Below are 25,824 nucleotides of genomic sequence, written 5' to 3'. Positions count from 1 at the left end.
GGGCGGCGGCACAGTTCCCACCAGCATCCGGGTCGCACCGACCCGGACCAGCCGGAACCTCTCGGAGGAAGATCACCGTGCGTACCCCGCTCACCGTCGCCGCCGTCGCCGCCACCGGTCTCCTGCTCGTCGGCGGGGGCACCGCCCTCGCACTCGGCGCGGGCGGCGCCCCGGACGAGCTCACCGTCGTCCCGACCGGCGCCGCGATCGCGCGCACCGCCGACCTGCTGCCCCCGGAGCTGCCCCGCACCGCCGCGCCCACGGCACCCGCGGCCGCGACCGCGCCCCCCACCCCGCCGGCGGTCGATCGCGCCGCCGCCGAGCGCGCCGCCCTCGCCGCCGCGGGCGGCGGGCGGGTCACCGAGGTCGAGTTCGACCGGGCCGACAGCGACGACGACCGGCACGACGACGACCGCGACGACGACCGCAGCCACGGCCGGGACCACTGGGAGGTCGAGGTCGTGAACGGCACCACCGAGCACGACCTCGACATCGACGCCGCCACCGGCCAGGTCCTCGACCACGACGTCGACCGGCACGACGGCGACGACGACCGGCACGACGACCGGCACGACCGCGACGACGACTGAGCCGGCGCCGGGACCGGGGGTCGGCGGGGCCCGGGTCACGGGGCCCCGCCGATCGGGCGGTCAGCCCCGGCCCGCGGTCCCGTCGGCCGCGGCCAGCACCGTCGCCCGCAGCAGCTCCCGCTCCCCGGGCGGGGCCACGGCGTCGAGCAGCTGGTCGAGGGTGTGGCACAGCGTGTAGTAGCCGCTGAGGAACGACACGGTCCACCCGTCGTCGAACGCGCGCACGTCCACGCCCCGTACCACGTCGTTCACCGCCCGGGCCGCGGCCCGCCGCCGGGGCAGCCCCACCAGACGCACCGCGTCCGGGTCCGGTGCCGACGGCGGGCGCGGGGCACGCGGGCGCCCCAGCCACGGGTTCGGCGCGCTCACGGGCCCACCAGGAGCGACGTGTACGACGGCCGGTCCGGCGCCGGTTCCGCCGCGAGCAGCGCGTGCGCCACCGCCCGCGCCGTCACCTCCGCCGCGGCCGCCTGCAGCGCGAACACCCCGGCGACGTCCGGTGCGGCCCGGGTGCCCGTGGCCAGCGCGAACGCGCAGTCGCCGTCGCGGATCGTGTGCACCGGCGAGATCGACCGGGCCAGGCCGTCGTGCGCCATCGTCGCCAGCCGGGTGCAGCCGACCTTGTCCAGGGCCGCGTCGGTGCCGACGACCACCAGCGTCGTCGCCGTCCCCAGCGGGTTCACGTGCCCCGCGTACAGCTCGGAGAGCCGCTCCGGCGGGGCGAGGGCCGGGGCCACCCCGGCGGCGAACTCGCCCGGCAGACCGTGCCGGGCGCCGTACACCTCACCGGTGGCCGGGTCCGCGGCCGCACCGGCGGAGTTGAGTACGACCAGGGCCGCGATCGTCGTCCCGGCGGCAGAGCCCTCGGTGAGCACCGCGGACGCCGACCCGATCCCGCCGCGCAGCCCGCCGGACACCGCGCCGGTCCCCGCCCCGACCGAGCCCTGGACGACCGGACCGGCGTGTGCGTCGTCGTAGGCGGCCGTGCCGGTCGCCGCGGTCGGGCGGACCCGGGGGTCACCGCCGCGGCCGAGGTCGAACACCACGGCGGCCGGCACGATCGGCACGACGGCGCCGGGCACCGGGAAGCCCTCGCCGTCGCGCTCCAGCCGGGCCATCACGCCGGACGCGGCGTCGAGTCCGAAGGCACTGCCCCCGGACAGGGTGACGGCGTGCACGCGCTGGACCGTCGCGACCGGGTCGAGCAGGTCGGTCTCCCGGGTGCCGGGCGCGGCGCCGCGCACGTCCACGCCGGCGACCGCGCCGCCCGGCGGGGCCAGCACGACCGTCGTCCCGCTGCGGGCACCCGGCCCGCTCACCGCCGCGTGCCCGACCCGCAGGCCCTCGACGTCGGTCAGTCCGTTCCGCTCGCCCGCTCGCACCGCTCCATCCTGCCCCGCAACGCCACGGGCCGGCACCGCGGAACGCGGTACCGGCCCGGAGGGACGTGCGGGGGACTCAGCCCTTCGCGCCGCGCAGACGCCGGATCAGCACGACCAGCAGCACGAGCGCGCCCACGCCGCCCAGCACCGGCGCGAGGCGCTTGAGCACCGGGGCACCCGCCGAGTCGAGCAGGTCGATGGCCTCGACCGGGCTGCTCTGCGGCTGGTAGGTCCGCTTCACCGGGGCGGGCGCGGCCTCCTCACCCGGGCCCGGCGGGACGGCCGGGATCGGGCTGGTCTGGTCGGCCGCGTGCTTCGGGCCCGCGCCGTTGGAGGTCGCCGCACCGGGGCCGGTCAGCTTGTCCGCGACGCAGCTCGAGAACTGTCCGATGATCTTGTCGGCGACGTCGGAGATGACGCCCCGGCCGAACTGCGCCGGACGGCCGGTGACGGTCATGTCGGTGACCATCGTGACCGAGGTCTTGTCCGCACCGTCGGCGACCATCGTGCCGGTCACGATGGCCTTGGCGGTGCCGTTGCCGCGGGCGTCGCGGCCGGACGCGTCGATGACCACCTTGTGGTTCGCGTCGTCACGCTCGATGTAGGTGCCCTTGCCCTTGTAGGTGAGCGAGATCGGGCCGAGCTTGACCTTGACGGTGCCCTGGAACGAGTCGCCCTCGTACTCGGTCAGGGTCGCCCCGGGGAAGCACGGAGCGATGAGCTCCGGGTCGTTGAGGGCCTTCCACGCGTCCTCGATCGGCGCCGCGATCGTGAACTTGTTCTCCAGTTGCATCTTCTCTGCCCAGCCTCCTCGAACGAACGCCGGCGCCGGTCCCGGGGGTTCCGGGGCCGGCGCCGGCGTCGGTGTGTTCCTCGGGTACGTCAGCCGGCCGCGGCCAGCACCGCACGACCGGTGAGAACCTTCGCCAGGTGCTCACGGTAGTCGGCGGCGGCGTCCGCGTCACTCGGAGCGGACGTGCCCTCGAGCGCGTGCTCGGCGGCCGCCTTCGCGACGTCCGGACCCGCCGCCTTGCCCACCAGGGCCGCCTCGACGCCGGTCGCCCGGATCGGCACGTTGCCCATATTGGTCAGGCCGACGCGGGCCTCGGTGATGGTCCCGCCGTCCACCTTCAGCGCCACGGCGACGGCCACCATCGACCACGCCTGGGCGACCCGGTTGAACTTCTCGTAGTGGCTCTTCCAGCCGGTCCGCTTCGGGAACCGGACCATGGTGAGGATCTCGCCCTCGCCGATCGCGGTCGTGAAGTAGTCCTGGAAGAAGTCCGCCGCGGTCACCAGACGGGTGCCACCGGCACCCAGGATGACGAACTCGGCGTCCATCGCCAGGGCGGCCGCGCCCAGGTCACCGGCCGGGTCGGCGTGCGCGAGCGCGCCGCCCAGGGTGCCGCGGTGGCGGACCTGCGGGTCCGCGACGGTCTCGGTCGCCCGGGCGATCAGCTCCACGTGGGAGTTCACCAGGTCGTTGCGCATGACCTCGTGGTGGGTGGCCATCGCGCCGACCATGACGTACTGGTCGTCCTCGCCGATCCGCTTGAGCTCGGGGATGCCCCCGAGGTCGATGATCGTGCTCGGCGCGGCCATCCGCAGACGCAGCACCGGCAGCAGGCTCTGGCCGCCCGCGAGGATCTTGGCGTCCTCCCCGGCCGACTGCAGGGCCGTCACGGCCTCCTCGACCGAGGAGGGCCGGACGTAGTCGAACTTGGCCGGGATCACTGGACCTCTCCCTTGGGGTTGTTCGGGTCGATGGAGCCGAGGCCGGCGCCGGGCGAGTGGGTGTCGCTCGGGGTCTCCTGCGGGCTCCTGCCCTTCGCGACCTGGAGCGCACGCCACACGCGCTGCGAGGTGGTCGGCATCTCGATCTCGTCGACGCCGAGGTGCCGCACCGCGTCCAGCACGCCGTTGAGGATCGCCGGGGTCGAGGCGATGGTGCCCGCCTCGCCGACGCCCTTGACCCCGAGCGGGTTGCTCGTCGCCGGGGTGGAGACCGTCTCGGTGGTGAAGCTCGGCAGGTCCGCCGCGGACGGGATCGTGTAGTCGACGAAGGTGGCGTTGACCAGGGTGCCCTGGTCGTCGTAGTTCGCCTCCTCGAACAGGGCCTGCGCGATGCCCTGGGCGAGACCGCCGTGCACCTGGCCCTCGACGATCAGCGGGTTGATGACGTTCCCGATGTCGTCGACGCAGACGTACTTGCGCAGGTTCACCCGGCCGGTGTCGGTGTCGACCTCGATCGCGGCCAGGTGGGTGCCGTGCGGGTAGGAGAAGTTCTCCGGGTCGAAGACGGCGTCGGAGTCCAGCGACGGCTCCATGCCCTCCGGGTAGTCGTGCGCCATGAACGCGGCGAACGCGATCTCCTGGATGGCCTTGCCCTTGTCGGTGCCGCGGACGGTGAACTGGCCGTTCGCGAACTCGATGTCGTCCTCGGAGGCCTCGAGCAGGTGCGCGGCGATCTTCGTCGCCTTCTCGATCACCTTGTCCGCGGCGTTGACGATGGCCACACCGCCGACGACCAGCGAGCGCGAGCCGTAGGTGTCGAGGCCCTTCGGCGCCACCTGGGTGTCGCCGTGCAGGATCTCGACGTCCTCGAACGCGACGCCCAGCTTGTCCGCGACGATCTGCGAGAACGCCGTCTCGTGGCCCTGGCCGTGGGCGGAGGCACCGGTGGTGACCTCGACCTTGCCGGTGGCCAGCATCCGGATGCTGGCGGCCTCCCAGCCGCCGGCGCCGTAGTCCAGCGAGCCGAGCACACGGGACGGGGCGAGGCCGCACATCTCGGTGAAGGTCGAGATGCCGATGCCCAGCTGGACCGGATCACCGGAGCGGCGGCGCTCCTCCTGCTCACGGCGCAGACCGGCGTAGTCGAACAGCTCCATCGCGCGCTGCGTGGCCTGCTCGTAGTTGCCGGTGTCGTAGGTCAGGCCCACGACGGTCGTGAAGGGGAACTCCTCGTGCTTGATCCAGTTCTGCTCGCGCAGCTCCATCGGGTCGCGGCCGAGCTCGACGGCCAGCTCGTCGAGCATGCGCTCGACGGCGAAGGTCGCCTCGGGGCGGCCGGCGCCGCGGTAGGCGTCGGTCAGCGTCTTGTTGGTGAAGACGTTGGAGCAGGTGAACTTCAGCGCGGGGATCTTGTAGATCGCGTTGAACATGAACGCGCCGAGGATCGGCACACCCGGCCCGACGAGGCCGAGGTAGGCGCCCATGTCGGCGTAGAGGTGGACGTCGAACCCGGTGATGGTGCCGTCCTTCTTGGCGGTCATCACGAGGTCCTGGATCTGGTCCCGGGCGTGGTGCGCGGTGAGCATGCACTCGCTGCGGGTCTCGGTCCACTTGACCGGCTTGCCCAGCTTCTGCGCGAGCAGCACGCAGAGCATCTCCTCGGGCAGCACGCCGATCTTGCCGCCGAAGCCGCCGCCCACGTCGGGGGCGATGACGCGCAGCTTGGACTCCGGCACCCCGAGGGTCACCGTGGTCATGGTGCGCAGGATGTGCGGCACCTGGGTCGCGGCCCAGATGGTCAGCTGCTCGCCGGTCGGGTCCACCACGCAGGAGCGGGGCTCCATGAACGCGGGGATCAGGCGCTGCTGGCGGAAGCGGCGGCGGACGACGACGGAGTCGCTGTCGGCCTCAGCGGCCTTGATGGCCTCGGCCACGTCGGCACCGGTGCCGGCGGCGGCGGAGTCGAACACCCAGGTCGCGGAGACGTTGGTGCCGAGGTCCGGGTGGACCAGCTCGGCACCGTCCTGCGCGGCGGCCTCCATGTCGAGGACCGGGTCGAGCGGCTCGTAGTCGACCTCGACGAGCTCGGCGGCGTCGCGCGCGGCGGCAGCCGACCGGGCGACGACGACGGCGACGCCCTCACCGGAGAAGTTGACGCGGCCGACGGCGAGCACCGGGCGCTGCGGGGCCTTCTGGTCCGGGGTGATCGGCCACGCGCAGGGCATGCCGACCTCCTCCGCACCGAGGTCGGCCGCGGTGTAGACGCCGAACACACCCGGGGCCTTCTCGGCCTCGGACTTGTCGATCGAGGTGATGGTCGCCCGCGCGATCGTCGACCGGACGACGGCGATGTGGACGGTTCCCGGAGGGGTGATGGAGTCGGTGTAGCGGGACCGGCCGGTGATGAGGCGCTGGTCCTCCTTGCGGACCCGGGCCTTGCCGATCTCGCCGGTCGTGGTGGGTTCGGCGGTCGTCGTCACGTCAGTTACCTCCCGCAACCGGGGCGGCCTGGCCGGAGGGCTGAGCGGCGGCTCCCGGCTTCATGTTCTTCGCCGCGGTCTGCACGGCGCGCACGATGTTCTGGTAGCCCGTGCAGCGGCAGAGGTTGCCCTCGATGCCCTCACGGACCTCCTGCTCGGACGGGTCGGGGTTGTCCCCCAGCAGGTCCACCGCAGCCATGATCATTCCCGGCGTGCAGTACCCGCACTGCAGACCGTGGCACTCGCGGAAGGCCTCCTGCACCGGGTGCAGCTGACCGTCGCGGGCGAGACCCTCGATGGTGGTGACCTCGGCGCCGTCCGCCTGGACCGCGAGCACCGAGCAGGACTTCACGCTCTGCCCGTTGAGATGAACCGTGCAGGCACCACAGTTGCTGGTGTCGCAGCCGATCAGCGTCCCCGTCTTGCCCAGCGTCTCCCTCAGGTACTGCGCGAGCAACATGCGGGGCTCGACGTCGTCGGCGTAGTTCACGCCGTCGACGGTGACCCGGACCTCTGTCATGAACTCTCACTCCTCGTACGCGACCACGCACGCTCCGAAGCGCGGGGTCTGACCGGGGACTTCGTCCGAGGAACGCCGATCGCCGTCGCCTGTCTCGCGACCACGCCGGCGCGCCCGGAAAAGTTGCCGCACGTCTCGTGTGGCAGCGCCCACATCACACTCCCGATCTTCCTGGGGTGCAAGGAGCCGGGAGCGGGGCGACCGGAGGTCGGGTGGTGTGTTGCCGACGTCACGGCGACAGCCTGTCGTGCGCAACCGCAGGCGCGGAGAAGGTGGGCGAGAGGTGCCCTCAGAATCGGATCCGCGACGCAACACGAATCACCCGTTCAGACCAGTCCTGACGGAGTGGTACGACACCGGAGGTCAGGGAAGCCTAACCTGTGTCAGCGTCGCGCGCCAGGACCGGTCGGCCGCAGCGGGGCGGAGGTCCGCTGCTCGACGGCCCCCCACCACAGACCGGCCCCGTAGGCGAGGTCGTCGAGCCGGTGCGCGAGCAGGTGCAGCAGCGGCCCGGTCCGGACCCGCGGGTCGCGGTCGCGGTGGCGCCACCAGTCGGTCAGCCCCTCCGCCAGCGCCGCCGCGACGACCGCGCGGCGGGCCCGGCGCGACACCAGGCAGGCGAGCGCGGCGACCGGCCAGAAGTGCCGGGTCAGCGCCGACGCCGTCTGCCACAGCGCCCCGGACAGGCCGAGCGCGGTGAGCAGGGCCGCCCCGCGCCGCGGGTGGTCGAGCCGGGGCAGCTTCCGGGACAGCCGCTCGGTCGCGACCCCGGTGACGACGGCGGCGAGCGCCGTCGCCCCCCGCCGCTGGGCGAGCAGGAGCAGGCAGACCGCCGCCGTCCAGGGGGAGAGGATCACCGGCGGCACCGCGCCGGGGTGCCTACGCGCCAGCGGCGCCGCCCCGGTGCCGTAGAACGCCTTGCGCCGCAGCCACTCCCCCGGGTGGGTGCGGTGGTCGTGCGCGACCCGCGCGACGGGTTCGAAGCGCATCGCCCAGCCGGCCGCGTGCAGGCGCAGGACGAGGTCGACGTCCTCGGCGACGTGCATCCGCGGGTCGAACGCGACCGGCCCGACCGCCGACACCCGGACGAGCATCGCCGCGCTCGGCACGTAGGCGACACGGGACCGCGGCACGATCAGCGCCGGGTCGGGCCCCAGGTCCAGCGACGACCGCACCGCCTCGTAGCGCCCGACCGCCCCGCGCAGCCCGCCGCCCCGCTCCGGGTCCGACGCCACGATCCGCGGCGCGACGAGACCGACCGCCGGGTCGGCGAGGTGGGCGAGCAGCGGGGGCAGCCAACCGGGTTCGGGGACGACGTCGGAGTCGAGGAACACCACGAACGGTGTGGTCGCGGCGGCGAGGCCGGCGTTGCGGGCGGCCGCCGGGCCGCGCGGGGTGGCGTGCCGCAGGACCGTCCCCCCGGCCCGCTCGACGGCGCGGCGCAGTGGTGCCGGGTCGGCGGACCCGTCGTCGACGACGACCGGGCCGGCCACCCCGGTCCCGGCCAGCGCGGCGAGGAGCCGGTCCAGCGGCCGGTCCTTCACCGGGACGACGACGGTGACCTCGGCCGGGGTGATCCCGGCCGGGGCGTCGGGGACGGGGTGGGCGAGCCCGGCGTCGAGCAGGGTGCGGGCCAGGGACCGCTCGGTGGGACCGGTGACGACCAGCGGCCGCCCGGGGGCGGGCAGCAGCGCGCGGGCCCGCGCGGACAGGTGCACCAGCCGGGGCGGGGCGCCGCCGAGCAGCGCCGCGCCGCCGTCGAGCCGCCGGGTGCGACGGTCGAGCACCACCCGGAAGCCGTCCGGGAGCCGCCGGTCCGCCGGGCCCGAGGGGGTCGTGGCGGAGGGACGGTCGGGGTCGGTCCGGGCGGCGGTCACCTGCGGGAGCCTTCCATCCCCGGCCGTCGCGGGTCGACACCCGCACCTGCCCGATCGGCGTGGTCCGCACGGGTCCCGCCGGGCAGACTCCGGGGCATGCCCGAGGTCCTCCCCCGCTACGGCTCGGCGACGCTGGCCGACGTCCTCCCCGCGCTGCTGCACGCGATCGGCGCCCCGCTCGACGACCGGCCGGCCGCGTTCGGGCTCCCGCGGGCAGGGGCGGCGGTGCTGCTGCTCGTCGACGGGCTGGGCCACGAGCTGCTGCACGCCCACGCCGCCGACGCGCCGGTGCTGGCCGGGCTCGCCGACGCCGGACCGCTCACCGTCGGGTTCCCCTCGACCACCCCGATCAGCCTGACCTCGCTCGGCACCGGGCTGCCGCCGGGCGCGCACGGCACGCTCGGGCTGCGGTTCCGCGTCGACGGCGAGCTGCTCGACGCGCTGGGCTGGTCCTCGGGCCGCCGGGACCTGCGGGAGCGGCTCGTCCCGGAGCGGGTGCAGCCGGAGCCGACCGTGCTGGAGCGGGCCGCGGCGGCGGGTGTCGCGGTCCGGTCGGTGTCACCGCTGGAGTTCCGGACGTCCGGGCTGACCCGGTCGGGGCTGCGCGGCGGCGAGTACCGCGGGGTCGCCGCGCTGGGCGACCTGGCCGTGGAGATCCTCGCCGGGGTGGAGGGCCCCGGCCCGCGGCTGGTCTACGGCTACCACGCCGACCTGGACAAGGTCGGTCACCTGTACGGCCCCGGGAGCCCGGCGTGGCGCTGGCAGCTGCGCCAGGTCGACGCGCTGCTCGCGATGCTGCTGGAGGCACTGCCCGCGGGGACCCTGCTGGCGGTCACCGGCGACCACGGCATGGTCACCGTCGACCGGACCGTCGACGCCGACACCACCCCGGCGCTGTCCGACGGCGTGGCGCTGCTCGGCGGGGACCCGCGCGCCCGGCACGTCTACACCGAGCCCGGGGCCGCGGCCGAGGCGCTGGCCGCCTGGCAGGCGGTGCTCGGCGACGACGCCGCCGTCGTCAGCCGGGAGGAGGCGGTGGCCCGGGGCTGGTTCGGGCCGGTCACCGACCGGGTGCTCGACCGGGTCGGCGACGTCGTCGCCGCGCTGCACGGGACGGCGGCGGTGGTCCGGAGCGAGGCGGAGCCGTTCCTGTCCACGCTGCCCGGCCAGCACGGCTCGTTCACCACGGCCGAGCAGCTCGTGCCCCTGCTGGTGCACCCCGCGGCGTGACCCCGTGCTACGCCGGCGGCGGGCGGAGGCGTCCGGTTCCGGGGTCGGGGTCCCATGCGGTGACCGCCGCGGACGCCGTCGCCGTGATCGCCGCGAGCAGCCGCAGCCCCTCCCCGGCCGACGCGCCGGCCGGGTCACCGAGCACGCCGTTCGGGCTGACCGCGGCGATCCCCCCGGCCCGCAGCTCCCCGATGACCTCGCGCAGCGGCCGGGTGTCGCCCGCCTCGGCGCGGTCGGTGCGGACCAGGCCGGGATGCAGGTGGGCGAGCAGCGAGGTCTCGTAGCGCCCGGCGTGGGCGTCCAGCGGCACCCCGGGGACGTCGGCGACGCAGGACAGCCAGCCGGCGTCGCGGCCCTCGTGGCGCAGCAGGGTCACGGCCGAGCGGAGCGCGGCGACGTTGCCGCCGTGCCCGTTGAGCAGCACCAGCCGCGACGCCCACCGGCACGCCGAGCGGCCGTACTCGACGAGGACGGTGCGCAGCGCGTCCTCCCCGATCGACACGGTGCCGGGGAAGCCCTCGTGCTCACCGGCGGCGCCGTAGGGCAGGGCGGGGGCGAGGACGAGCCCCGGGTCGGCGTCGTGCAGCGCCGACGCGACCGCCGACGCCACGGCGGTGTCGGTGCCCAGCGGCAGGTGCGGGCCGTGCTGCTCGGTGGAGCCGACCGGCACGAGCAGCGTGTACGCCGCGGCCGGGTCGAGGTCGGGCCAGGTCAGATCCGCGAGGAGCACGGTCCCAGCCTGCCCGGTCGGGTCCCGGTCCGGTGCGGCGCGGTCACCGCGGGGACGACGGCGCCCCCGGCAGCGACGAGGCCGGTCGGCCACCGCGCCGGGGCGGTGGTCACGGCACGACGGCCGGAAGCGGGGCCGGCCGCAGGTCGAGCAGCGTCCCCTCGCGGATCGCGGCATCGAACCGCCGCGGAGCCAGGGCGTCGCCGATGCGGTGCACCGGCCACCGGCCGTCGGCCAGTGCGTTCCAGAGGCGGGTGGCGGGGACGGTGGCCGTCGCGGCGACGACGGCGCCGACCTCGCGACGCTCCGCCCGACCGGTCGAGTGGTGCAGCAGCTCCACGGTGCAGCCCGGTCCCCCTGCGCTCTGCTCACCCCTGCGCAGCACCCCGAGGACGGCCCGGTCGGTGCTGCAGCGGATCCCGGCTGCGTGCGCGCGGCGGCGGAACCCCTCGCGGTCCAGGGTGAGCCCGAGGTCCTGCCCGACGACCAGCGCCGGGGTGACGACCTCGACGGCGTGCCCGCGGGCGGCGAGCAGCTCGGCGACCGAGGTGGCCTGGTGGAACCCGAGCTCGTCGACGACGAGCACCGGGCCCGCGGGCAGGCGCACCCCGGCCAGCACGTCGTCGACGGGGACGGTCAGCCGCTCCGGGTCCCACGACGGGGCGGCGGGCACCGACCCGGTGGCGACGACGACCGCCGCGGGCTCCAGCTCCTCGACGAACCCGCGGTCGACGGTCGTGCCGTACCGGATCTCGACCCCGGCCGCGTGCGCCTCGCGAAGCAGGTCGGCGACGACGTGGCCGAGCTCGGCCCGCCCGGGCGCGGTCGCCGCGAGGGCGAGCCGTCCACCGGGGGTGCCGGCCCGTTCGGCGAGCAGCACCCGGTGCCCGCGCCCGGCGAGCGCGGCGGCCGCAGCGAGCCCGGCCGGCCCGGCCCCGACGACGAGCACCCGGCCCGCGCCGGGATCGGCGGCCCGGGCGGGCGGGACGAGCCGTTCGCGCCCGGCGGCCGGGTCGACCGCGCAGCCCAGCGGCAGGTTCAGCCCGACCCGGCCGATGCAGTCCTGGTTGCACCCGACGCACCGGCGTACCGGGCGTCCGGTGAGGGCCTTGTTCGCGAAGCCGGGGTCGGCGATCTGCCCGCGGGCGACGCCGACCAGGTCGCACTCCTCGCGGTCCAGCGCCGCGGCGGCCTGGGCGGGGGTGGTGAACCGGCCGACCCCGATCACCGGGAGGTCCGCCCCGGCGGCACGGACGGCGCGGCGCAGGGTCGCGGCGAGGTGCCCGGCGTAGCCCGGCGGGGTGTGCATGGACGGCTCGATCAGGTGCAGCGTCGAGGTGGCGACGCCGATCGAGGTGTTGAGGTGGTCCACCTGCCCGGTCGCAGCGAGACGGCGGGCGAGGTCGGCGCCGTCAGCGGGGGTGATGCCGCCCTCGATGCGCTCGTCGACGCCGATCCGCAGGCCCAGCACCGGGTCCGGGCCGATGGCCGCGCGGACGGCGGCGACGACGTCGAGCACCAGCTTCGCCCGGTCGCTCCCCCAGGCGTCGGTGCGACAGTTGGTGGCCGGGGACAGGAACAGCCGCAGCAGCGAGGCGTGCGAGCACTGCAGCTCGACGCCGTCGAACCCGCCCTCGACGCAGCGCGCGGCGACGTCGGCGAAGGCGTCGACGACCGCGCCGATCCCGGCCGCGTCGAGCTCGGCGGGGACCTCGCGGAACATCGGGTCGGGCACCGGTGAGGGCCCGACGACGGCCGTGCGCGAGTACATCCCCGACCCCTGCGCGCCGTTGTGGTTGAGCTGGGCGAGGACGAGGGCGCCGTGGGCGTGCACCGCGTCGGTGAGGGCGCGGTAGCCGGGCAGCACGGCCGGGTCGTGGCCACGGATCAGCCGCTCGTAGGGCCGGTCGCCGGGGTGGACCGCGTGCTCCTCGGTGATCACCAGTGCGGCGCCGCCCGCGGCACGGGCCGCGTAGTAGGCGGTGTGCCGGTCGGTCGGCATGCCGCCCTCGGCGAAGCCGGTGAGGTGGGCGGTGAAGACGATCCGGTTGCGCAACGTGGCGCGGCCGAGGCGCAGGGGGTCGCCGAGCCGGGGCCGCGGGGGGGCGGGGTCCGCTGTCTCCGGCGTCGCGACCGCGGTGGGCCCCGGACGAGGTGTCACGCGTCCGCGGGGCCCGGCGGGCGCGGACCCCGGGAGCACGGACCTCAGGAGCTCGGACTCCGGGAGCACCGCGGGCGCGATGGCCGGGGGCAGCGGCAGAGCCGCACCGGCTCCGGTCACGGCGCACGGCCCGACTCCGGCCGGGGCCACGGTCCCGGCCGCGGTTCGGACTCCGAGCGCAGCTCCGGTCGCGGACCCGGCCGTGATGCCCGCCGAGGCGCCGACGCCCGTCACGGCGAAGGCGGCCCGCCGCCCCTCCCGCACCGCTTCGGCGAGCGTGCGCGGCGCCACCCGGTCCCCCGCGACCGCGCAGCCGGGCAGCGCCGGCAGCGCGTCCTGCGGCAGCCGCGGTCCACAGTCGACGACGGCCGCGCACGGCACGGTCGTCACCGCTCCGGTGTGGACGTCCACCAGCTCGGCGACGCCGCCGCGGACGACCCCCGGCCGGGTGAACAACGCCCGGCGGACACCGGCCCGTTCCAGCCGCGCGTTCGCCGGGGCCATGTCGCCGCAGCGGCCGAGCTGGTGCCCGGCGACGGCGTCCGGCGTGGCCAGGACCACGGGATGCCCGGCAGCGGCGAGCAGCTCCGCGACCCCCGGTCCGGTCCAGTCCCCGAGCGGGTCGACGACGAGCACCGGCGCGTTCCGCGGAACGCGCGCGGCGGCGAGCACCGCGACGACTGCGTTACGGTGCCCGCCATGGAGGTTGTCGTCGTCCTGTTCTGGCTGGTCATGGCGTTCGCGTTCTTCTACGTCCTCCACCACGTGGTGCGTCGCGCGGTCCGCGCCGGGATCGCCGACGCCCTCAGCCGCACCGACACCGCGCCCGGCAGCGGCCGGGACGACAACACGGGCTGACCGCGCCACCCCCGCGCAGAGTTCCGCCGCGGTGAGCACCGGGACGTCCGCGTCGACCACCGGCGGCGACGGCCGGGACCCGGTCGCGAGCACCACCGCCTCCCCCCGTGCCCGGGCGGCGCCGAGCACCGCGGGGTCCACCCGCGACCCCAGCCGCACGTCGACGCCGAGCCGGTCGAGCTCCGCGGCCCACCAGGGCACCGGCAGCGCGAGCCGGTCCCGGCCGGGCAGCACCGCGGCCGCGGGCAGTAGGCCGCCGAGCCGGTCGGTGCGCTCGTGCAGCGTCACCGGGTGCCCGCGCAGCGCCAGCGTCCGGGCCGCCTCCAGCCCCGCGGGTCCGCCGCCGACGACGAGCACCGGCCGTCGCGCCCCTGCGGCGCGTTCCGCGGAACGCAGCGCTCGTTCCGCATCGAGGTGTCCGGGGCCCGCCCCAGTGTCCGGACCGCGTTCCGCGGAACGCGACGGATCCGGATCCGGGTCCGGATCGGTCCGTTCGTGTCCCGACCGCGGTTCCAGCTCGTCCCCGACCACGGGGTTGCGCGGGTCCCGGGCCGCGGCGAGGGCGTTCGTCAGCAGGCACGGCCGGATGCGCTCCGGCGTCCCGGCCCGGGTCAGCGCGACGAGCCGCGGGTCCGCGATCTGCGCTCTCGTCATCTCGACGATATCCGCGTCGCCGCTGCTCAGGGCCTCCTCGGCGAGGGCCGGGGTGACGACGCTGCCGGCCAGGACGACCGTCGTCGCACCGCCGAGGGCACGCCGCAGCCCGCCGCACCGGGCCCGCAGGAACGCCTCGGGCGTGTGCAGGTCCGGCCGGGTCGCGGCGACCGACAGCGCGCTCCCGACGACGGGGACGAGCAGGTCCACCCGGTCGGCGACGGCCCGGGCGAGGGCGAGGCCGTCACCGGGGGTGATGCCGGCCCAGGGGGCGAGCTCGTCGACGCACAGGCGCAGCGCCAGCAGGGGGTCCGGCCCGATCGCCGCCCGCACGGCGTCGAGGACCTCGCGCAGCAGCAGGGTGCGGTCGCGTCCGTACGCGTCGTCGCGGTGGTTGGTCAGGCCGGAGCAGAACTGGCGCAGCACCGAGTGCTGCCCGGCGGAGATCTCCACACCGTCCACACCGCTGTCCACAGCCGCGCGGGCGGCGTCGGCGAAGCCGCGGACCACGGCGCCGATCTCCGCGGCCCCCATCGCGACCGGGACCTCGCGGGACACGACGTCCGGAACCGGCGACGGCGCCCACAGCGGGTGCCCGGAGTGCGCGGAGCTGCCCTGCCCACCGGCGTGCGCGAGCCCGGCCAGCACGAGCGTCCCGTGCGGCCGGCACGCCGCGACGACCGCCGCCCACCCGGGGGCGGCGTGCGACGCGGCGGGGGCGTAGGCGTAGGGGTGGTCCGAGGGGTGCACCGACGCCGGCTCGACCACGACGATCCCCGCGCCCCCGGCGGCCCGCGCCGCGTAGTAGGCGACGTGGTCGGCCGTGATCCCGCGTGCGGCGTCGCCGAGGTTGGTCTCGTGCGGCCCGAACAGCACACGCGACGGGGCCCGCCGACCACGCAGGTCGACGGGCCCCGTCAGCAACAGGTCCGTGGTCAGCTCCCGGCGACCGGCTGTGCCACGGGCACGGCGTCCGGCGCGAACCCGGCGAGCGGGTTCTCGTCGCAGGCCCGGTCCGGCCGGCGCGGCGGCGGGGTGAGCGAGAGCATCGTCGGCTGCTTCGGCGCACGGGTGTTGCGCGGCGCGGAGCGCGAGTGGTCGACGTCGGACTTCGGGATGACCGTCCCGCCGTCGCGCGCGGCCAGCATCGCCTCGCCGTAGCCCTGCACGCACTCCGGGTCCGGGCCGTCGAGCGGCAGGCCGGTGAAGAACTTCGCGGCCATGCACCCGCCCTGGCAGGTGTCGTAGTGCGGGCACGACGCGCACGCCCCGCCGGTCTGCGGCTGGCGCAGCTCGGTGAACAGCTCGGAGTGCTCCCACACCTCCTTGAAGCCGCCCTCGTCGCGGACGTTGCCGGCCAGGAAGTTCTCGTGGATGGCGAACGGGCAGGCGTAGACGTCGCCCACCGGGTCGATCAGGCAGACCACGCGGCCCGCGCCGCACAGGTTCAGCCCGGGCAGGGCCTCGCCGTAGGCGGACAGGTGGAAGAACGAGTCACCGGTCAGGACCTGGTCGCCGTGCGCGACCAGCCAGTCGTAGAGCTGCTTCTGCTGGGCCTGGGTCGGGTGCAGCTCGTCCCAGACGTCGGCGCCGCGGCCGGACGGGCGCAGCCGGGTGATGCGCAGCTGGGCGCCGTACTTGTCGGCGATGGCCTTGAACTCGTCGAGCTGGTCGACGTTCTCCCGGGTCATCACGACCGAGATCTTGGGGTGCTTGAACCCGGCCTCGGCGAGGTTCTCCAGCGCGGTGATCGCGGTGTCGAACGAGCCCGGGCCACGGACGTAGTCGTTGACCTCGGCCGTCGCGCCGTCCATCGAGATCTGGATGTCGACGTAGTCGGTCGCGGCGAGCTGCGCGGCCCGCTGCTTGTCGAGCTTGACGCCGTTGGTGGAGAACTTGACGCCGACGTCGTGGGCGATGGCGTAGTCCAGCAGCTCCCAGAAGTCCGGGCGCACGGTCGGCTCGCCACCACCGATGTTGATGTAGAAGACCTGCATGCGCTGCAGCTCGTCGATGACGGCCTTGGCCTCGGCGGTGCTCAGCTCGCGCGGGTCACGCCGCCCGGAGCTGGACAGGCAGTGCACGCACGCGAGGTTGCACGCGTAGGTGAGCTCCCAGGTCAGGCAGATGGGCGAGTTCAGGCCGTACTGGAAGTGGTCGACCAGCTTCACGGGCACCTCACTGTGGTGGTCGGCGGGGCGGGCGGGACTAACGGGCGACGATCGTGCGGGACTTCAGCAGTCCGGCGAGAGCACGCAGGTAGGCGTCGTGCTGGGGCTCCTCGACGCCGGCGGCACGGACCGCCGAGCGGGCGTCCGGCTGGTTCTCCAGGTCGCGCACGACCGAGACCAGCTGGGGCGTCTTGAGGAAGGAGAGCTTGCGGGTCACGAAGTCGTACACCAGGGCGCCGAAGGGCTCCGGACGCAGCGAGACGCTCTCGCTGAGCCGGTACGGCGCCGCGGGGTCGAAGGCCCCCGCGGCGCCGTCCGGAACCGTGGTGTCGAGGGGCTTAGTAGACACCGCACATGCCGTCGATGGAGACCTCCTCGACGAGGGTCTCCTCGGTCAGGGCGTCCTCGTTCTGGTGCTCGCTCATGCGCAACCTCCGCTGGATCCGACTCTCGGCGAGAGAGGTGGTGAACCGCCCCGCCGGCCGGCGGTGGCAGCGGATCGGACGCTATTGGCACCCGGTGCCGGAAATCAATACTCGACGTCCACGCCCGTCCGATCGGACGGGCGTGCAGGCTGTCTCCCATGACGGTCGGGACGGTCCTGCTGCACCTGTGCACCCCTCGTGAGTGGCGGAGGTGGCTCGGCACCGGAGCCGTGGCACCCCCCTCCCTCGACGAGGTCGGGTTCGTGCACCTGTCGACGCCCGACCAGGTCGCCCTGCCCGCGCAACGCCTGTTCGCGGGCCGGACCGACCTGGTCCTGCTCGTCCTCGACCCGGCCCGGATCGACGTCGCCGGGGTCGACGTCCGGTGGGAGCCGGGGGTGCCGACCGACCCGGCGTCGATGCGGTTCCCGCACGCCTACGGGGCGGTGCCGGCGTCGGCGGTGCTGATGGTGCTGCCCTACCGCCCCGGCCCGGACGGCTTCGCCGCACCGGAGGTTCCCGAGCCCGGCGCGGCGGCGCGGGCGATGGGGTTCGAGCCGTCGATGCTGCGGCGCGGCGCGACCGCCGAGGAGCCGGTGACCGGCGGCGTCGCCGTCCGGACCGACGCCTGGCCGGTGTCGCGGATGCACAACCAGCTGCTGCTCGGCCGACCGGACCGCACCGACCCGGCCACCGTGCTCGCCGAGGCCGACCGGGCGCTCGCCGCGCACGGCCTGCACCCGGGGGCGCTGCTGTGGGGCCCGGGCGCGGACGAGCTCGCCGACGGCCTCCGCGCCGCCGGGTGGTCGGTCTCGGCGAACGAGGCCATGACCGCCCCCACCGCGACCGGCGCGGCCACGGGTGCCGGCGCGTCGACGATCACCGAGCTGGACCACGACGAGCTCCGCGGGTTCCGGCGCGCCTCCTGGGCCCGGGACCTCCCCGGCGCCGGACCCGGCGACCTCGACCAGCTGGTCGACCGCGACACCGGCGACGACCGGGTGCTGGCCCTGCACCGCCTCGCCGTCGTCGCCGACGACCGGGTGGTGGCGGCCGCGACGCTGCGCCGCGACGGGGCCACGGCCTGGCTCGACGCCCTGGAGACCGACCCGGCCCACCGCGGCCGCGGGCACGGCCGGGCACTGCTGGCCCGCTCCCGCGAGCTCGCCGCCGAGCACGGCTGCGACCTGCTCGCGCTGGGCGCGGACGCCGCCGACTGGCCGCGGGACTGGTACCGGCGCAGCGGGTTCACCACGGTCGGCACCCACCTCGAGGCCTCCGCCCCACGCCGGTGACCCCTCCGGACGGAGGGTGGACCTGCCCCGGCGAACGACCGGGTGGTCAGGTACCCATCTGTAGCTGTTGCCAGTAGCTCGCAACAACCAGGGTTGTGCTCGTCCGCCAGCCGACGAAGCCGTCGAGGAGAGTCATGGCCATCGAGCTCAACCAGATCTGGGACTTCCCGATCAAGGAGTTCCACCCGTTCCCGCGAGCCCTGCTGGGCGTCGGCGCCCACGACATCCTCGGCGTCGAGGCGAAGAACATGGGGATGACCCGCGCCCTGTTCGTCACCTCGGGCCTGCGCGGCTCCGGGATCGTGGAGGAGCTCAAGGGCAAGGTCGAGTACCAGGGCGTCGACGTGGTCGTCTACGACCAGGTCGAGTCCAACCCCAAGGACTACAACTGCATGGACGCCGCCGCGCTCTACACGAGCGAGCGCTGCGACGGCATCATCTCGATCGGCGGCGGCTCCTCGCACGACGCCGCCAAGGGCGCCCGCGTCGTCATCGCCCACGACGGCCGCAACATCAACGAGTTCGAGGGCTTCTCGAAGTCCACGAACATGGAGAACCCGAAGCACATCGCGGTCTCCACCACCGCCGGTACCGGGTCCGAGACCTCGTGGGCGTACGTCATCACCAACACCAGCGACATGGACAACCCCAAGAAGTGGGTCGGGTTCGACGACGCCGTCGTCGCCACCCTGGCGCTGGACGACCCGCTGCTCTACTACAGCTGCCCGCAGCACTTCACCGCCTTCTGCGGGTTCGACGTCCTCGCCCACGGGTCCGAGCCGTACGTCTCGCGGCTGGACTTCGAGCCCTCGCTGGGCAACGCGATCTACTCGATCGAGCTCGTCGGGCGCTACCTGCGCGAGGCGGTGTACGAGCCGCGCAACCTCGAGGCGCGGTCGAAGATGATGCACGCGCAGTACATCGCGGCCCAGGCGTTCAACTCCGGCGGCCTCGGCCTGGTGCACTCCGCGTCGCACGCGGTCTCGGCGTTCTTCGACACCCACCACGGCCTGAACAACGCCATCGCCCTGCCGCGCGTGTGGGAGTACAACCTGCCGTCGCGCTACGAGCGCTACGCGAAGATCGCCACCGCGCTCGGTGTGGACACCCGAAACATGACGACCGTGCAGGCCGCGGACGCCGCGGTCGAGGAGGCCATCCGGCTGTCCAAGGACGTCGGGATCCCCGACAACTTCGGCGCGCTGCGGTCCGACAGCTACGACAAGAACCGGATGAACACCGGCAAGTACTCCGGTGTCGGCGACACGATCCCCACCGACGGCGACACCGTCCGCCGGATCGCGGAGCACATGATGGGCGACTACTGCACCCCGGGCAACCCCCGCGAGTGCACGGTCGAGGCGCTGGTCCCGATGGTGGACCACGCGTTCGGCAAGTCCTACTAGGACGTACCGCCCCACCGCCGTCGCGCCCGGATCAGCCCCCGGGCGCGGCGGCGGCCGTCCGTCCGCCGCACGGCTGCGTGCGGCTCAGCAGTCGAGGAGAACGGTGTCCGACAGCACGGAGTTCGGCAAGGCACCATCCGGCGGCGCGGCGTCCGGCCCGCCGGCCTTCGAGAGCGCGGAGGCGCTCACCGAGGCGCTGTCCAGTCAGGACTACGTCATCGACCCCGGGTTCGCCGTGGTGGTGCACCTCGCCACGGCACTCGAACGCCCGCTGCTGCTGGAGGGCCCCGCCGGCGTCGGCAAGACCGAGCTGGCGAAGTCCCTGGCCGCGGCGAGCGGGCGCCGGCTGATCCGGCTCCAGTGCTACGAGGGCCTCGACGACGGCCGCGCCCTCTACGAGTGGGACTACGGCAAGCAGCTGATGCACGTCCAGATGCTCCGCGACCGGATCGGGGAGCTGCTGTCGGGGACCACGACGATGGCCGAGGCCACCGCCCGGCTCCAGGAGCAGGACACCGGGCTCTACACCGAGTACTTCCTCTCCGCCCGCCCGCTGCTCGAGGCGGTCCTGTCCGACGACCCGGTGGTACTGCTCGTCGACGAGGTCGACCGCACCGAGGAGTCGATGGAGGCCCTGCTGCTCGAGGTGCTGGCCGAGCGGCAGGTCACCGTGCCCGAGATCGGCACCTTCACCGCGCGCTCCACCCCGTGGGTGGTGCTGACCTCCAACGACACCCGGGAGCTCTCCCCCGCCCTCAAGCGCCGATGCCTGCACTACCAGGTCGACTTCCCGACCCCCGAGCGCGAGACCGAGATCGTGTCCCGGCGGGCACCCGAGGTGGCCGCCGACGTCGTCGCCGACGTCGTGGAGCTGGCCCGCAGGCTGCGGGGGTTCCCGCTGCGCAAGTCCCCGTCGATCTCGGAGGTCATCGACGCCGCCCGCGCCGCGGCCGTGCTCGGGCTCGCCACGACCGGCGAGGTCGAGAAGGTGCGCTCGGCGCTGCTGTCCGCACTGCTCAAGTACGGCTCGGACCGCGAGCTCGCCGTGCGCCGTCTCGACGGGGGCGAGCCGGAGGCCGAGGTGGACGTCGCGACCGACGAGGGCCGGGTCCGCCGGTCCTCCCGGCCCGCCGACACCACCTCCGGCGCCTTCGGGAAGGGCCGGGCGAGCTCCGGTGCGACGCGCGCCGAGGCCGACCGGGCCCGGCGGATGCGGCGATGACCGCGTCCGCGTCCGGCGACCCCGGCACGCGGCTGCTGTCGGTGCTGGCCGCCGCGTTCACCCGGGTGCTGCGGTCGCAGCGGGTGGCGGTGTCCCCCGCGGAGGCGATCGAGGTCCGCCGGGTGCTGGCGCTGCTCGGCGCGGCGGACACCGGGCGGCTGCGCGCAGGGCTGCGCGCCGTGACGGTGAAGTACGCCCACGAGCGGCCCGGGTTCGAGCGTGCCTTCGACGCGTTCTTCGGCCTCGTCGCCGGGGACGGTCCCGGCGCGGCCGGCGGCTCGGGGCCCGCCCTCCGCGAGCCCGGCGGCGACGGCCTGCCCGGGGACCTGGACCTCACCGAGGACGACGACCCGCTGGGCCGCTACGCCGGCTACGACCCGGGCGCCGCCGAGGTGGGCGACCTGCTCGACGCGCCGGAGCAGGAGAAGGGGTTCGACCCCCACCGCGACGACGACGACGCCTCGCTGGGCGGCTCGGACAAGGACCTGTCGGTCTCCTCCGGCGAGGACCGGGGCCGGCGCGGCACGACCTACACCGTCGACCTCGAACGCGCCGGGGCCTCGGTCGGCCGGGAGCTCACCTCGGGGGCCACCACGCAGGCGTCGGGCGAGATCGCCTTCGACGACCCGGAGGCGATCCTGGCCTGGCTCGCGGAGTACGACCCGCACGCCGTCTACGCCGACGGTCCCGACGGCGAGGACCTCTCGGAGATCCAGCTCGACCGGCTGGTCGACGCGATCACCGACTTCGTCGCCCAGCTGGCCGAGCGGGTCGCGACCACCGGGGCCGAGCGTCCGGAGACCGGGGCCGGCGGGAACACGCTGGACTCCGCGGACATGGCGCGGGCCTGCCACGAGCTGCTGCACCGGATGCGCGGCGCGCCGCGCCGGGTGCCCCGCGAGCACGCGCACGGTCCGCTCGACGTGCGGCACACGGTCCGGCGCAGCATGCGCAGCGACGGCGTCCCGTTCCACCTGCACCACCGCGCGAAGGTCCCCGACCGGGTGCGGCTGCTGGTCGTCGCGGACGTGTCGCTGTCGGTGCGGTCGATCACCGCGTTCGTGCTCCGGCTCGCCCGCACCCTGCACCGGCAGGCGTTCCGCTGCCGGGTGCTCGCCTACGTCGACACCCCGGTCGAGGTCACCGACCTGCTGATGGCCGCGCACGACGACCACGCACTGGCCGCCGTGCTCGCGGCGCCCGGCATCGACCTGGACGCCACCAGCGACTACGGGCGGGTGCTCCGGACCCTGAACGAGGACTTCGCCGACGCCGTCGACTCCCGGACCGCCGTCCTGTTCGTCGGGGACGGCCGGTCCAACGGCCTCCCGCCCGGGACCGACGAGCTGCGCCGCCTCGCCCGGCGCGCGTACCGGGTCGGGTGGATCACCCCGGAGCAGCGCCGCTACTGGGACCAGGCGTCCTGCGCCATGGGCGAGTACGAGGAGGTCCTCGACCACGTGCTGGTCGCCCGCGACGCCGACGAGCTGCTCGCCGGAGCGGGCGAGCTGGGGCACGCCCTGTCCTGAGCGGTGCTCAGCCCTCGCGCAGCGCCCGGCGCGGGATGTCCGGGGCGGCCGCGCCCGCGGCGTCGCGGGGCATCCGCCGTGCGAACGTGACGACGGCGTCGGTCAGCGCGTCGAGCCGGTCGCGGACGCCGTCGTCGACGAGTGCGCCGCCGTCGAAGTGGGTGTTGTTCGCGTACACCGCGCCGGGGACCGCCCAGGCCCGGAAGAACCCGACGAGCGGCTTGAGCTCGTGCTCGACCGCGAGGAAGTGGTGGTCGGTGCCCCCGGTCGCGACGAGCCCGACGGGCTTGCCCGCCAGTGCGTCGTTGGGGAGCACGTCGAACAGGTTCTTCAGCCGGCCGGTGTAGCTGCCGCGGTACATCGGGGTGCCGACGACGAGCGCGTCCGCCGCGACGACCCGGTCGATCACCGCGCGGGTGTCGCCGGTGTAGTCGGCGGGGTCGCGGCCGTCGGAGAGGGCGACGTCGTGGTCGCGCAGCGCGAGCAGCTCCGCCGACACACCGTCGTGCGCGGCCGCCCTGGCCACCGCCCGTTCCAGCAGCAGCGCGGTCTTCGACGGGTCGGACGGGCTGCCGGAGATCGCGAGGAGGTCCATCCCGGCGACCCTAACCGTCACCCGACCCGGCACCCTGGTGCCGTGCAGCTGAGCCGTCGTTCGTTCCTGCGGGCCGCCGGTGCGTCCGCGGCGCTCGCGGGGATCCCGGCTCTCGCGGCGTGCGGCGCGCCGGCCGACGCCGCGTCGCCGCGGCTGGTCACCTCGTTCGCCGGGACCGGCCCGCTCGGGGCACCCGACCCGCACCGGGTGTGGCGGCCGGTGGACCGGGCGCGGGCCGCCGCCGTCGCCGACACGCTGCTGGTGTGGGACCAGGACATGACCCCGCGCCCGCACCTGGCGGCATCCGCGGCACCCGACCGGACGGGGACGCGCTGGCGGATCCGGCTGCGCGACGCCGTCGCCCACGACGGGCGGCCGCTGGCCCCGGCCGACGTGCTCGCGTCGCTGCGCCGGGTGCTCGACCCCGCGACCGGGGCGACGGCCGCGCCGCTGCTCGCGCACCTGGACCTGACCGCCAGCCGCGCGGTGTCGGCGACCGAGGTGGAGCTCGTGCTGGGCCGGCCCGACTTCTTGTTCGCCCTGGCCCTGGCCGCACCGGGAACCGGCATCGTGCGCGGCGGGCGGGGGGACGTGCCCGTCGGGACCGGCGCGTTCCGCTTCCTGCCCGGCTCGCCGGACGCCCTCTACCGGCACGACGGCCACTGGGCGGGCCGCCCGCCCGCGCCCGCGGTGGAGTTCCTGGTCGACGACGACGAGGAGAACCGCTACCAGTCCCTGGTGGACGGCTACGTGCACTGGGCACACGACCTGTTCCCGCACAGCGCACGACGGCTGCTCGGGCGGACCGGGACGACCGTGCTGGCCGCACCGGGCTCGGTGACCCGCTTCCTCGACACCGGGCCCGGCCCGCTCGCCGACCCGCGGCTGCGCGAGGCGGTGCGGCTCGGGATCGACCGGGTGGAGCTGGTGCGCCAGATCCTGCTGGACCTCGCGCAACCGGGCGACGACCTGTTCGGGGCCGGGCTGGCCCACCACCCGGACGGGCTCGCGCCGGTGGTGCGCGACGTCGCGCGGGCCCGGGAGCTGGTCGTCGCGGCGGGGGCGGACGGGGCGCGGGTGCCACTGTTCTTCGACCCGTTCGACCCGATGTCGCGGCCGACCGCCGACCTCGTCGTGGAGCAGCTGGCGGCGGTCGGGCTGCGGTGCGAGCCGCGTGAGCCGGAGCCGCCGGACGTCGAGCCGACCCCGGGCATCCGGTTCCGCCGTGCCGCGGCGCAGCCGATCCCGCTCTACCTGCAGGCCGTGGCCGCGGCACCCCGGGTGCCCGGGGACGACACCGCGGGCGACACCGGCGACGACACCGCGACCGGTACCGGGACCGGCGGGGCCACCGGGAGCGGGGACGCCGCGGGGGGCCGCCCCGACGTGCGGGCGCTGCTCGCCGTCGCCGCCCGGGCGCCGGACGAGGCCCGCCGTTCCGACGCCCTGCGCCGCGCCCAGCTCCTGCTGCGCACCGACGCCACCGCCTGGTCGGTCGGGGACGAGCACGTCGGCGTCACCGCGGACCTGTCCGGCGTCGGACCGGCCCGCCCGGACACCGGGACCTGGGCCCGGTTCCACCGCGCCCGCCTCGGCTGACCGCGCTGCATCCGATCGGCAGGTGCGCATCAGTGGCACTTGTGTCCGGGGGACGTATGTGATCCCGTTCAGGTGATCAACCGACGGGGGGACGTCGTGCTGCGCTCCTTCGGCGAGCTGACCGCGCCGAGCCGGATGCTCGTGGTGAACCAGTTCGGCATCAACCTGGGCTTCTACCTCGTGCTGCCGTTCCTGGCCACCCACATGGGGAGCCTGGGCTACGCGGCGGCGACGATCGGACTCGTCCTCGCCCTGCGCAACCTGTCGCAGCAGGGGATGTTCCTGGTCGGCGGCTCGGCGGCGGACCGGATCGGCTGCCGTCCGGTGATCATCGTCGGGTGCGCGCTGCGGATCGTGGCGTTCGGGCTGTTCGTCGTCGCCGACTCCCTGCCCGGCCTGATCGCCGCCGGCGTGCTGACCGGGCTGGCCGGGGCGCTGTTCAACCCCGCGGTGCGCGCCTACCTGATGGCCGAGGCCGGCGATCGCCGCGCCGAGGTCTTCTCCGTGTTCAACGTGTTCGGCCATGCGGGGGCCCTGCTCGGGCCGCTGCTCGGCGCCGCGCTGCTCGCGGTGGACTTCCGCCTCGTCGCGGCCGTGGCGTGCGCCGTGTTCACGGTCCTGACCGTCGCGCAGCTGTTCGTCCTGCCCGCCCGTCCGGCGCCGCCGCAGGACCGTGGGCTGCTCGGCAGCTGGGGCGAGGTCGTCGGCAACGGCCGGTTCCTGCTGTTCGCGCTCGGCGGGGCCGGCTACTTCGCCCTGTTCAACCAGCTGTACCTGGTGCTGCCGGTCGAGGCGCAGCGCGTGTCCGGCGTCGCCGGTGCGGTCAGCGCGGTGTTCGTCGTGTCGACCCTCGTCGGCATCCTCGGCCAGGTCCGCATCACCGCGTGGTGCCGCGCCCGCTGGACCGACGGGCGCACGATGGCCGCCGGGCTCGTGCTGATGGGCGCCGGGTTCGTCCCGCTGGGTGTCGCGGCGCCGTTCGTGCCGACCGCGCCCGCCGGGGAGTGGACCGCGGCCGGGCTGCTCGCGGTCACACCGGTCCTCGCGGGCACGGTCGTGTTCACCGTCGGCATGGCGATGACCAACCCGTTCTCGCTCGCGCTGCTGCCCCGGGTCGGCAGCGAGCAGCTCGCCGGCACCTACTACGGCTGGTACTACCTCGTCTCCGCCGCCGTCGTGGCGGTGAGCAACACCGCCGTCGGGAACCTGCTCGACCGCCATCCCGACGGCGCCGGCCGCTGGATCCCGTTCGCCGTCCTGCTCGCGATCGGGCTCGTCGGCGCCGCCGTCATCGCCTGGATGCAGCGCACCGGCAGGCTCGAACCGCGCGCCGTCACGACCAGCACCGCCACCACCGCCTGAGGAG

The 25,824-nt window shown here is 75.2% G+C and carries 21 protein-coding genes; 8 read left to right on the top strand and 13 right to left on the bottom strand.

Going from position 1 to position 25,824, the window contains the following annotated elements; translation table 11 throughout:
* The first annotated feature begins 77 nt into the window (after positions 1 to 77).
* On the top strand, positions 78 to 590 hold the full coding sequence (locus tag KPF22_RS04800; protein ID WP_224401350.1) for a PepSY domain-containing protein: 513 nt from the start codon (positions 78 to 80) through the stop codon (positions 588 to 590).
* A gap of 60 nt (positions 591 to 650) precedes the next feature.
* Here the strand turns inward: KPF22_RS04800 and KPF22_RS04795 are convergent, their stop codons facing one another.
* The 7 genes from KPF22_RS04795 to mftF form a co-directional block, all read right to left on the bottom strand.
* Complete coding sequence (locus tag KPF22_RS04795; RefSeq protein WP_062398168.1) at positions 651 to 959, bottom strand: hypothetical protein; 309 nt, start codon at positions 957 to 959, stop codon at positions 651 to 653.
* Positions 956 to 1,972 carry a P1 family peptidase gene (locus KPF22_RS04790; protein ID WP_208818891.1) on the bottom strand — a complete coding sequence of 339 codons (1,017 nt, stop codon included), beginning with the start codon at positions 1,970 to 1,972 and terminating at the stop codon, positions 956 to 958. The genes KPF22_RS04795 and KPF22_RS04790 overlap by 4 nt, the downstream gene beginning before the upstream one ends.
* Before the next feature lie 76 nt (positions 1,973 to 2,048).
* Positions 2,049 to 2,765 carry an SRPBCC family protein gene (locus KPF22_RS04785; RefSeq protein WP_208818890.1) on the bottom strand — a complete coding sequence of 239 codons (717 nt, stop codon included), beginning with the start codon at positions 2,763 to 2,765 and terminating at the stop codon, positions 2,049 to 2,051.
* Between the two features lie 89 nt (positions 2,766 to 2,854).
* Positions 2,855 to 3,706 (bottom strand): xanthine dehydrogenase family protein subunit M, encoded by an 852-nt coding sequence (locus KPF22_RS04780; RefSeq protein ID WP_208818889.1) that lies wholly within the window; start codon positions 3,704 to 3,706, stop codon positions 2,855 to 2,857.
* The gene (locus KPF22_RS04775; RefSeq protein WP_208818888.1) at positions 3,703 to 6,186 is read right to left on the bottom strand and encodes a xanthine dehydrogenase family protein molybdopterin-binding subunit; all 2,484 of its coding nucleotides are present in this window, start codon (positions 6,184 to 6,186) and stop codon (positions 3,703 to 3,705) included. The genes KPF22_RS04780 and KPF22_RS04775 overlap by 4 nt, the downstream gene beginning before the upstream one ends.
* Position 6,187: 1 nt before the next feature.
* Positions 6,188 to 6,706 (bottom strand): (2Fe-2S)-binding protein, encoded by a 519-nt coding sequence (locus tag KPF22_RS04770; RefSeq protein ID WP_149663407.1) that lies wholly within the window; start codon positions 6,704 to 6,706, stop codon positions 6,188 to 6,190.
* A 383-nt stretch (positions 6,707 to 7,089) separates the two neighbouring features.
* Entirely contained in the window at positions 7,090 to 8,583 is a 1,494-nt protein-coding gene (gene mftF / locus KPF22_RS04765) for a mycofactocin biosynthesis glycosyltransferase MftF (protein WP_208818887.1), read from the bottom strand.
* A 96-nt stretch (positions 8,584 to 8,679) separates the two neighbouring features.
* On the opposite strand from mftF, the gene KPF22_RS04760 reads away from it, so the two are divergent.
* The gene (locus KPF22_RS04760; protein ID WP_224401349.1) at positions 8,680 to 9,813 is read left to right on the top strand and encodes an alkaline phosphatase family protein; all 1,134 of its coding nucleotides are present in this window, start codon (positions 8,680 to 8,682) and stop codon (positions 9,811 to 9,813) included.
* Positions 9,814 to 9,820: 7 nt separating this feature from the next.
* On the opposite strand, the gene mftE is transcribed toward KPF22_RS04760, so the two are convergent.
* From mftE to mftA, 5 genes are all read right to left on the bottom strand, one after another.
* Positions 9,821 to 10,543, bottom strand: a complete 723-nt coding sequence (gene mftE, locus KPF22_RS04755; RefSeq protein ID WP_208818885.1) for a mycofactocin biosynthesis peptidyl-dipeptidase MftE — start codon at positions 10,541 to 10,543, stop codon at positions 9,821 to 9,823.
* Between the two features lie 109 nt (positions 10,544 to 10,652).
* Positions 10,653 to 15,140, bottom strand: coding sequence for an FAD-dependent oxidoreductase (locus tag KPF22_RS04750; RefSeq protein ID WP_224401348.1), 4,488 nt, complete (start codon positions 15,138 to 15,140; stop codon positions 10,653 to 10,655).
* Positions 15,141 to 15,151: 11 nt separating this feature from the next.
* Positions 15,152 to 16,387: a mycofactocin radical SAM maturase gene (mftC, locus tag KPF22_RS04745; protein WP_100878817.1), complete on the bottom strand. Its 1,236-nt coding sequence runs from the start codon at positions 16,385 to 16,387 to the stop codon at positions 15,152 to 15,154.
* Positions 16,388 to 16,424: 37 nt separating this feature from the next.
* On the bottom strand, positions 16,425 to 16,736 hold the full coding sequence (gene mftB, locus KPF22_RS04740; protein ID WP_062398180.1) for a mycofactocin biosynthesis chaperone MftB: 312 nt from the start codon (positions 16,734 to 16,736) through the stop codon (positions 16,425 to 16,427).
* A complete protein-coding gene (gene mftA, locus KPF22_RS04735; protein ID WP_060710386.1) occupies positions 16,726 to 16,812 on the bottom strand; it encodes a mycofactocin precursor MftA in 87 nt (28 codons plus the stop codon). The genes mftB and mftA overlap by 11 nt, the downstream gene beginning before the upstream one ends.
* Positions 16,813 to 16,970: 158 nt before the next feature.
* Between mftA and KPF22_RS32950 the strand changes: the two genes are divergently transcribed.
* From KPF22_RS32950 to KPF22_RS04710, 4 genes are all read left to right on the top strand, one after another.
* Positions 16,971 to 18,107 carry a GNAT family N-acetyltransferase gene (locus KPF22_RS32950; protein ID WP_374107454.1) on the top strand — a complete coding sequence of 379 codons (1,137 nt, stop codon included), beginning with the start codon at positions 16,971 to 16,973 and terminating at the stop codon, positions 18,105 to 18,107.
* A 134-nt stretch (positions 18,108 to 18,241) separates the two neighbouring features.
* Complete coding sequence (gene mdo, locus KPF22_RS04720) at positions 18,242 to 19,513, top strand: NDMA-dependent methanol dehydrogenase (RefSeq protein ID WP_224401347.1); 1,272 nt, start codon at positions 18,242 to 18,244, stop codon at positions 19,511 to 19,513.
* A gap of 103 nt (positions 19,514 to 19,616) precedes the next feature.
* Positions 19,617 to 20,735: a MoxR family ATPase gene (locus KPF22_RS04715; RefSeq protein WP_224401346.1), complete on the top strand. Its 1,119-nt coding sequence runs from the start codon at positions 19,617 to 19,619 to the stop codon at positions 20,733 to 20,735.
* Entirely contained in the window at positions 20,732 to 22,264 is a 1,533-nt protein-coding gene (locus KPF22_RS04710; RefSeq protein ID WP_224401345.1) for a VWA domain-containing protein, read from the top strand. The genes KPF22_RS04715 and KPF22_RS04710 overlap by 4 nt, the downstream gene beginning before the upstream one ends.
* A 7-nt stretch (positions 22,265 to 22,271) precedes the next feature.
* On the opposite strand, the gene KPF22_RS04705 is transcribed toward KPF22_RS04710, so the two are convergent.
* Positions 22,272 to 22,859: an NADPH-dependent FMN reductase gene (locus KPF22_RS04705; protein WP_208818880.1), complete on the bottom strand. Its 588-nt coding sequence runs from the start codon at positions 22,857 to 22,859 to the stop codon at positions 22,272 to 22,274.
* Between the two features lie 42 nt (positions 22,860 to 22,901).
* Here KPF22_RS04705 and KPF22_RS04700 point away from each other — a divergent pair, with 42 nt between their 5' ends.
* Both KPF22_RS04700 and KPF22_RS04695 read left to right on the top strand, forming a co-directional pair.
* On the top strand, positions 22,902 to 24,458 hold the full coding sequence (locus tag KPF22_RS04700; RefSeq protein WP_224401344.1) for an ABC transporter substrate-binding protein: 1,557 nt from the start codon (positions 22,902 to 22,904) through the stop codon (positions 24,456 to 24,458).
* Positions 24,459 to 24,530: 72 nt separating this feature from the next.
* Positions 24,531 to 25,820, top strand: a complete 1,290-nt coding sequence (locus KPF22_RS04695; RefSeq protein WP_224401343.1) for an MFS transporter — start codon at positions 24,531 to 24,533, stop codon at positions 25,818 to 25,820.
* Positions 25,821 to 25,824: the final 4 nt, after the last annotated feature.

The sequence above is a fragment of the Pseudonocardia sp. ICBG1034 genome, from assembly GCF_020131375.1.
Classification (GTDB): domain Bacteria; phylum Actinomycetota; class Actinomycetes; order Mycobacteriales; family Pseudonocardiaceae; genus Pseudonocardia; species Pseudonocardia alni.
The sequence above is the reverse complement of the archived record's forward strand: the minus strand, read 5'-3'. Positions and strand labels throughout refer to the sequence as shown.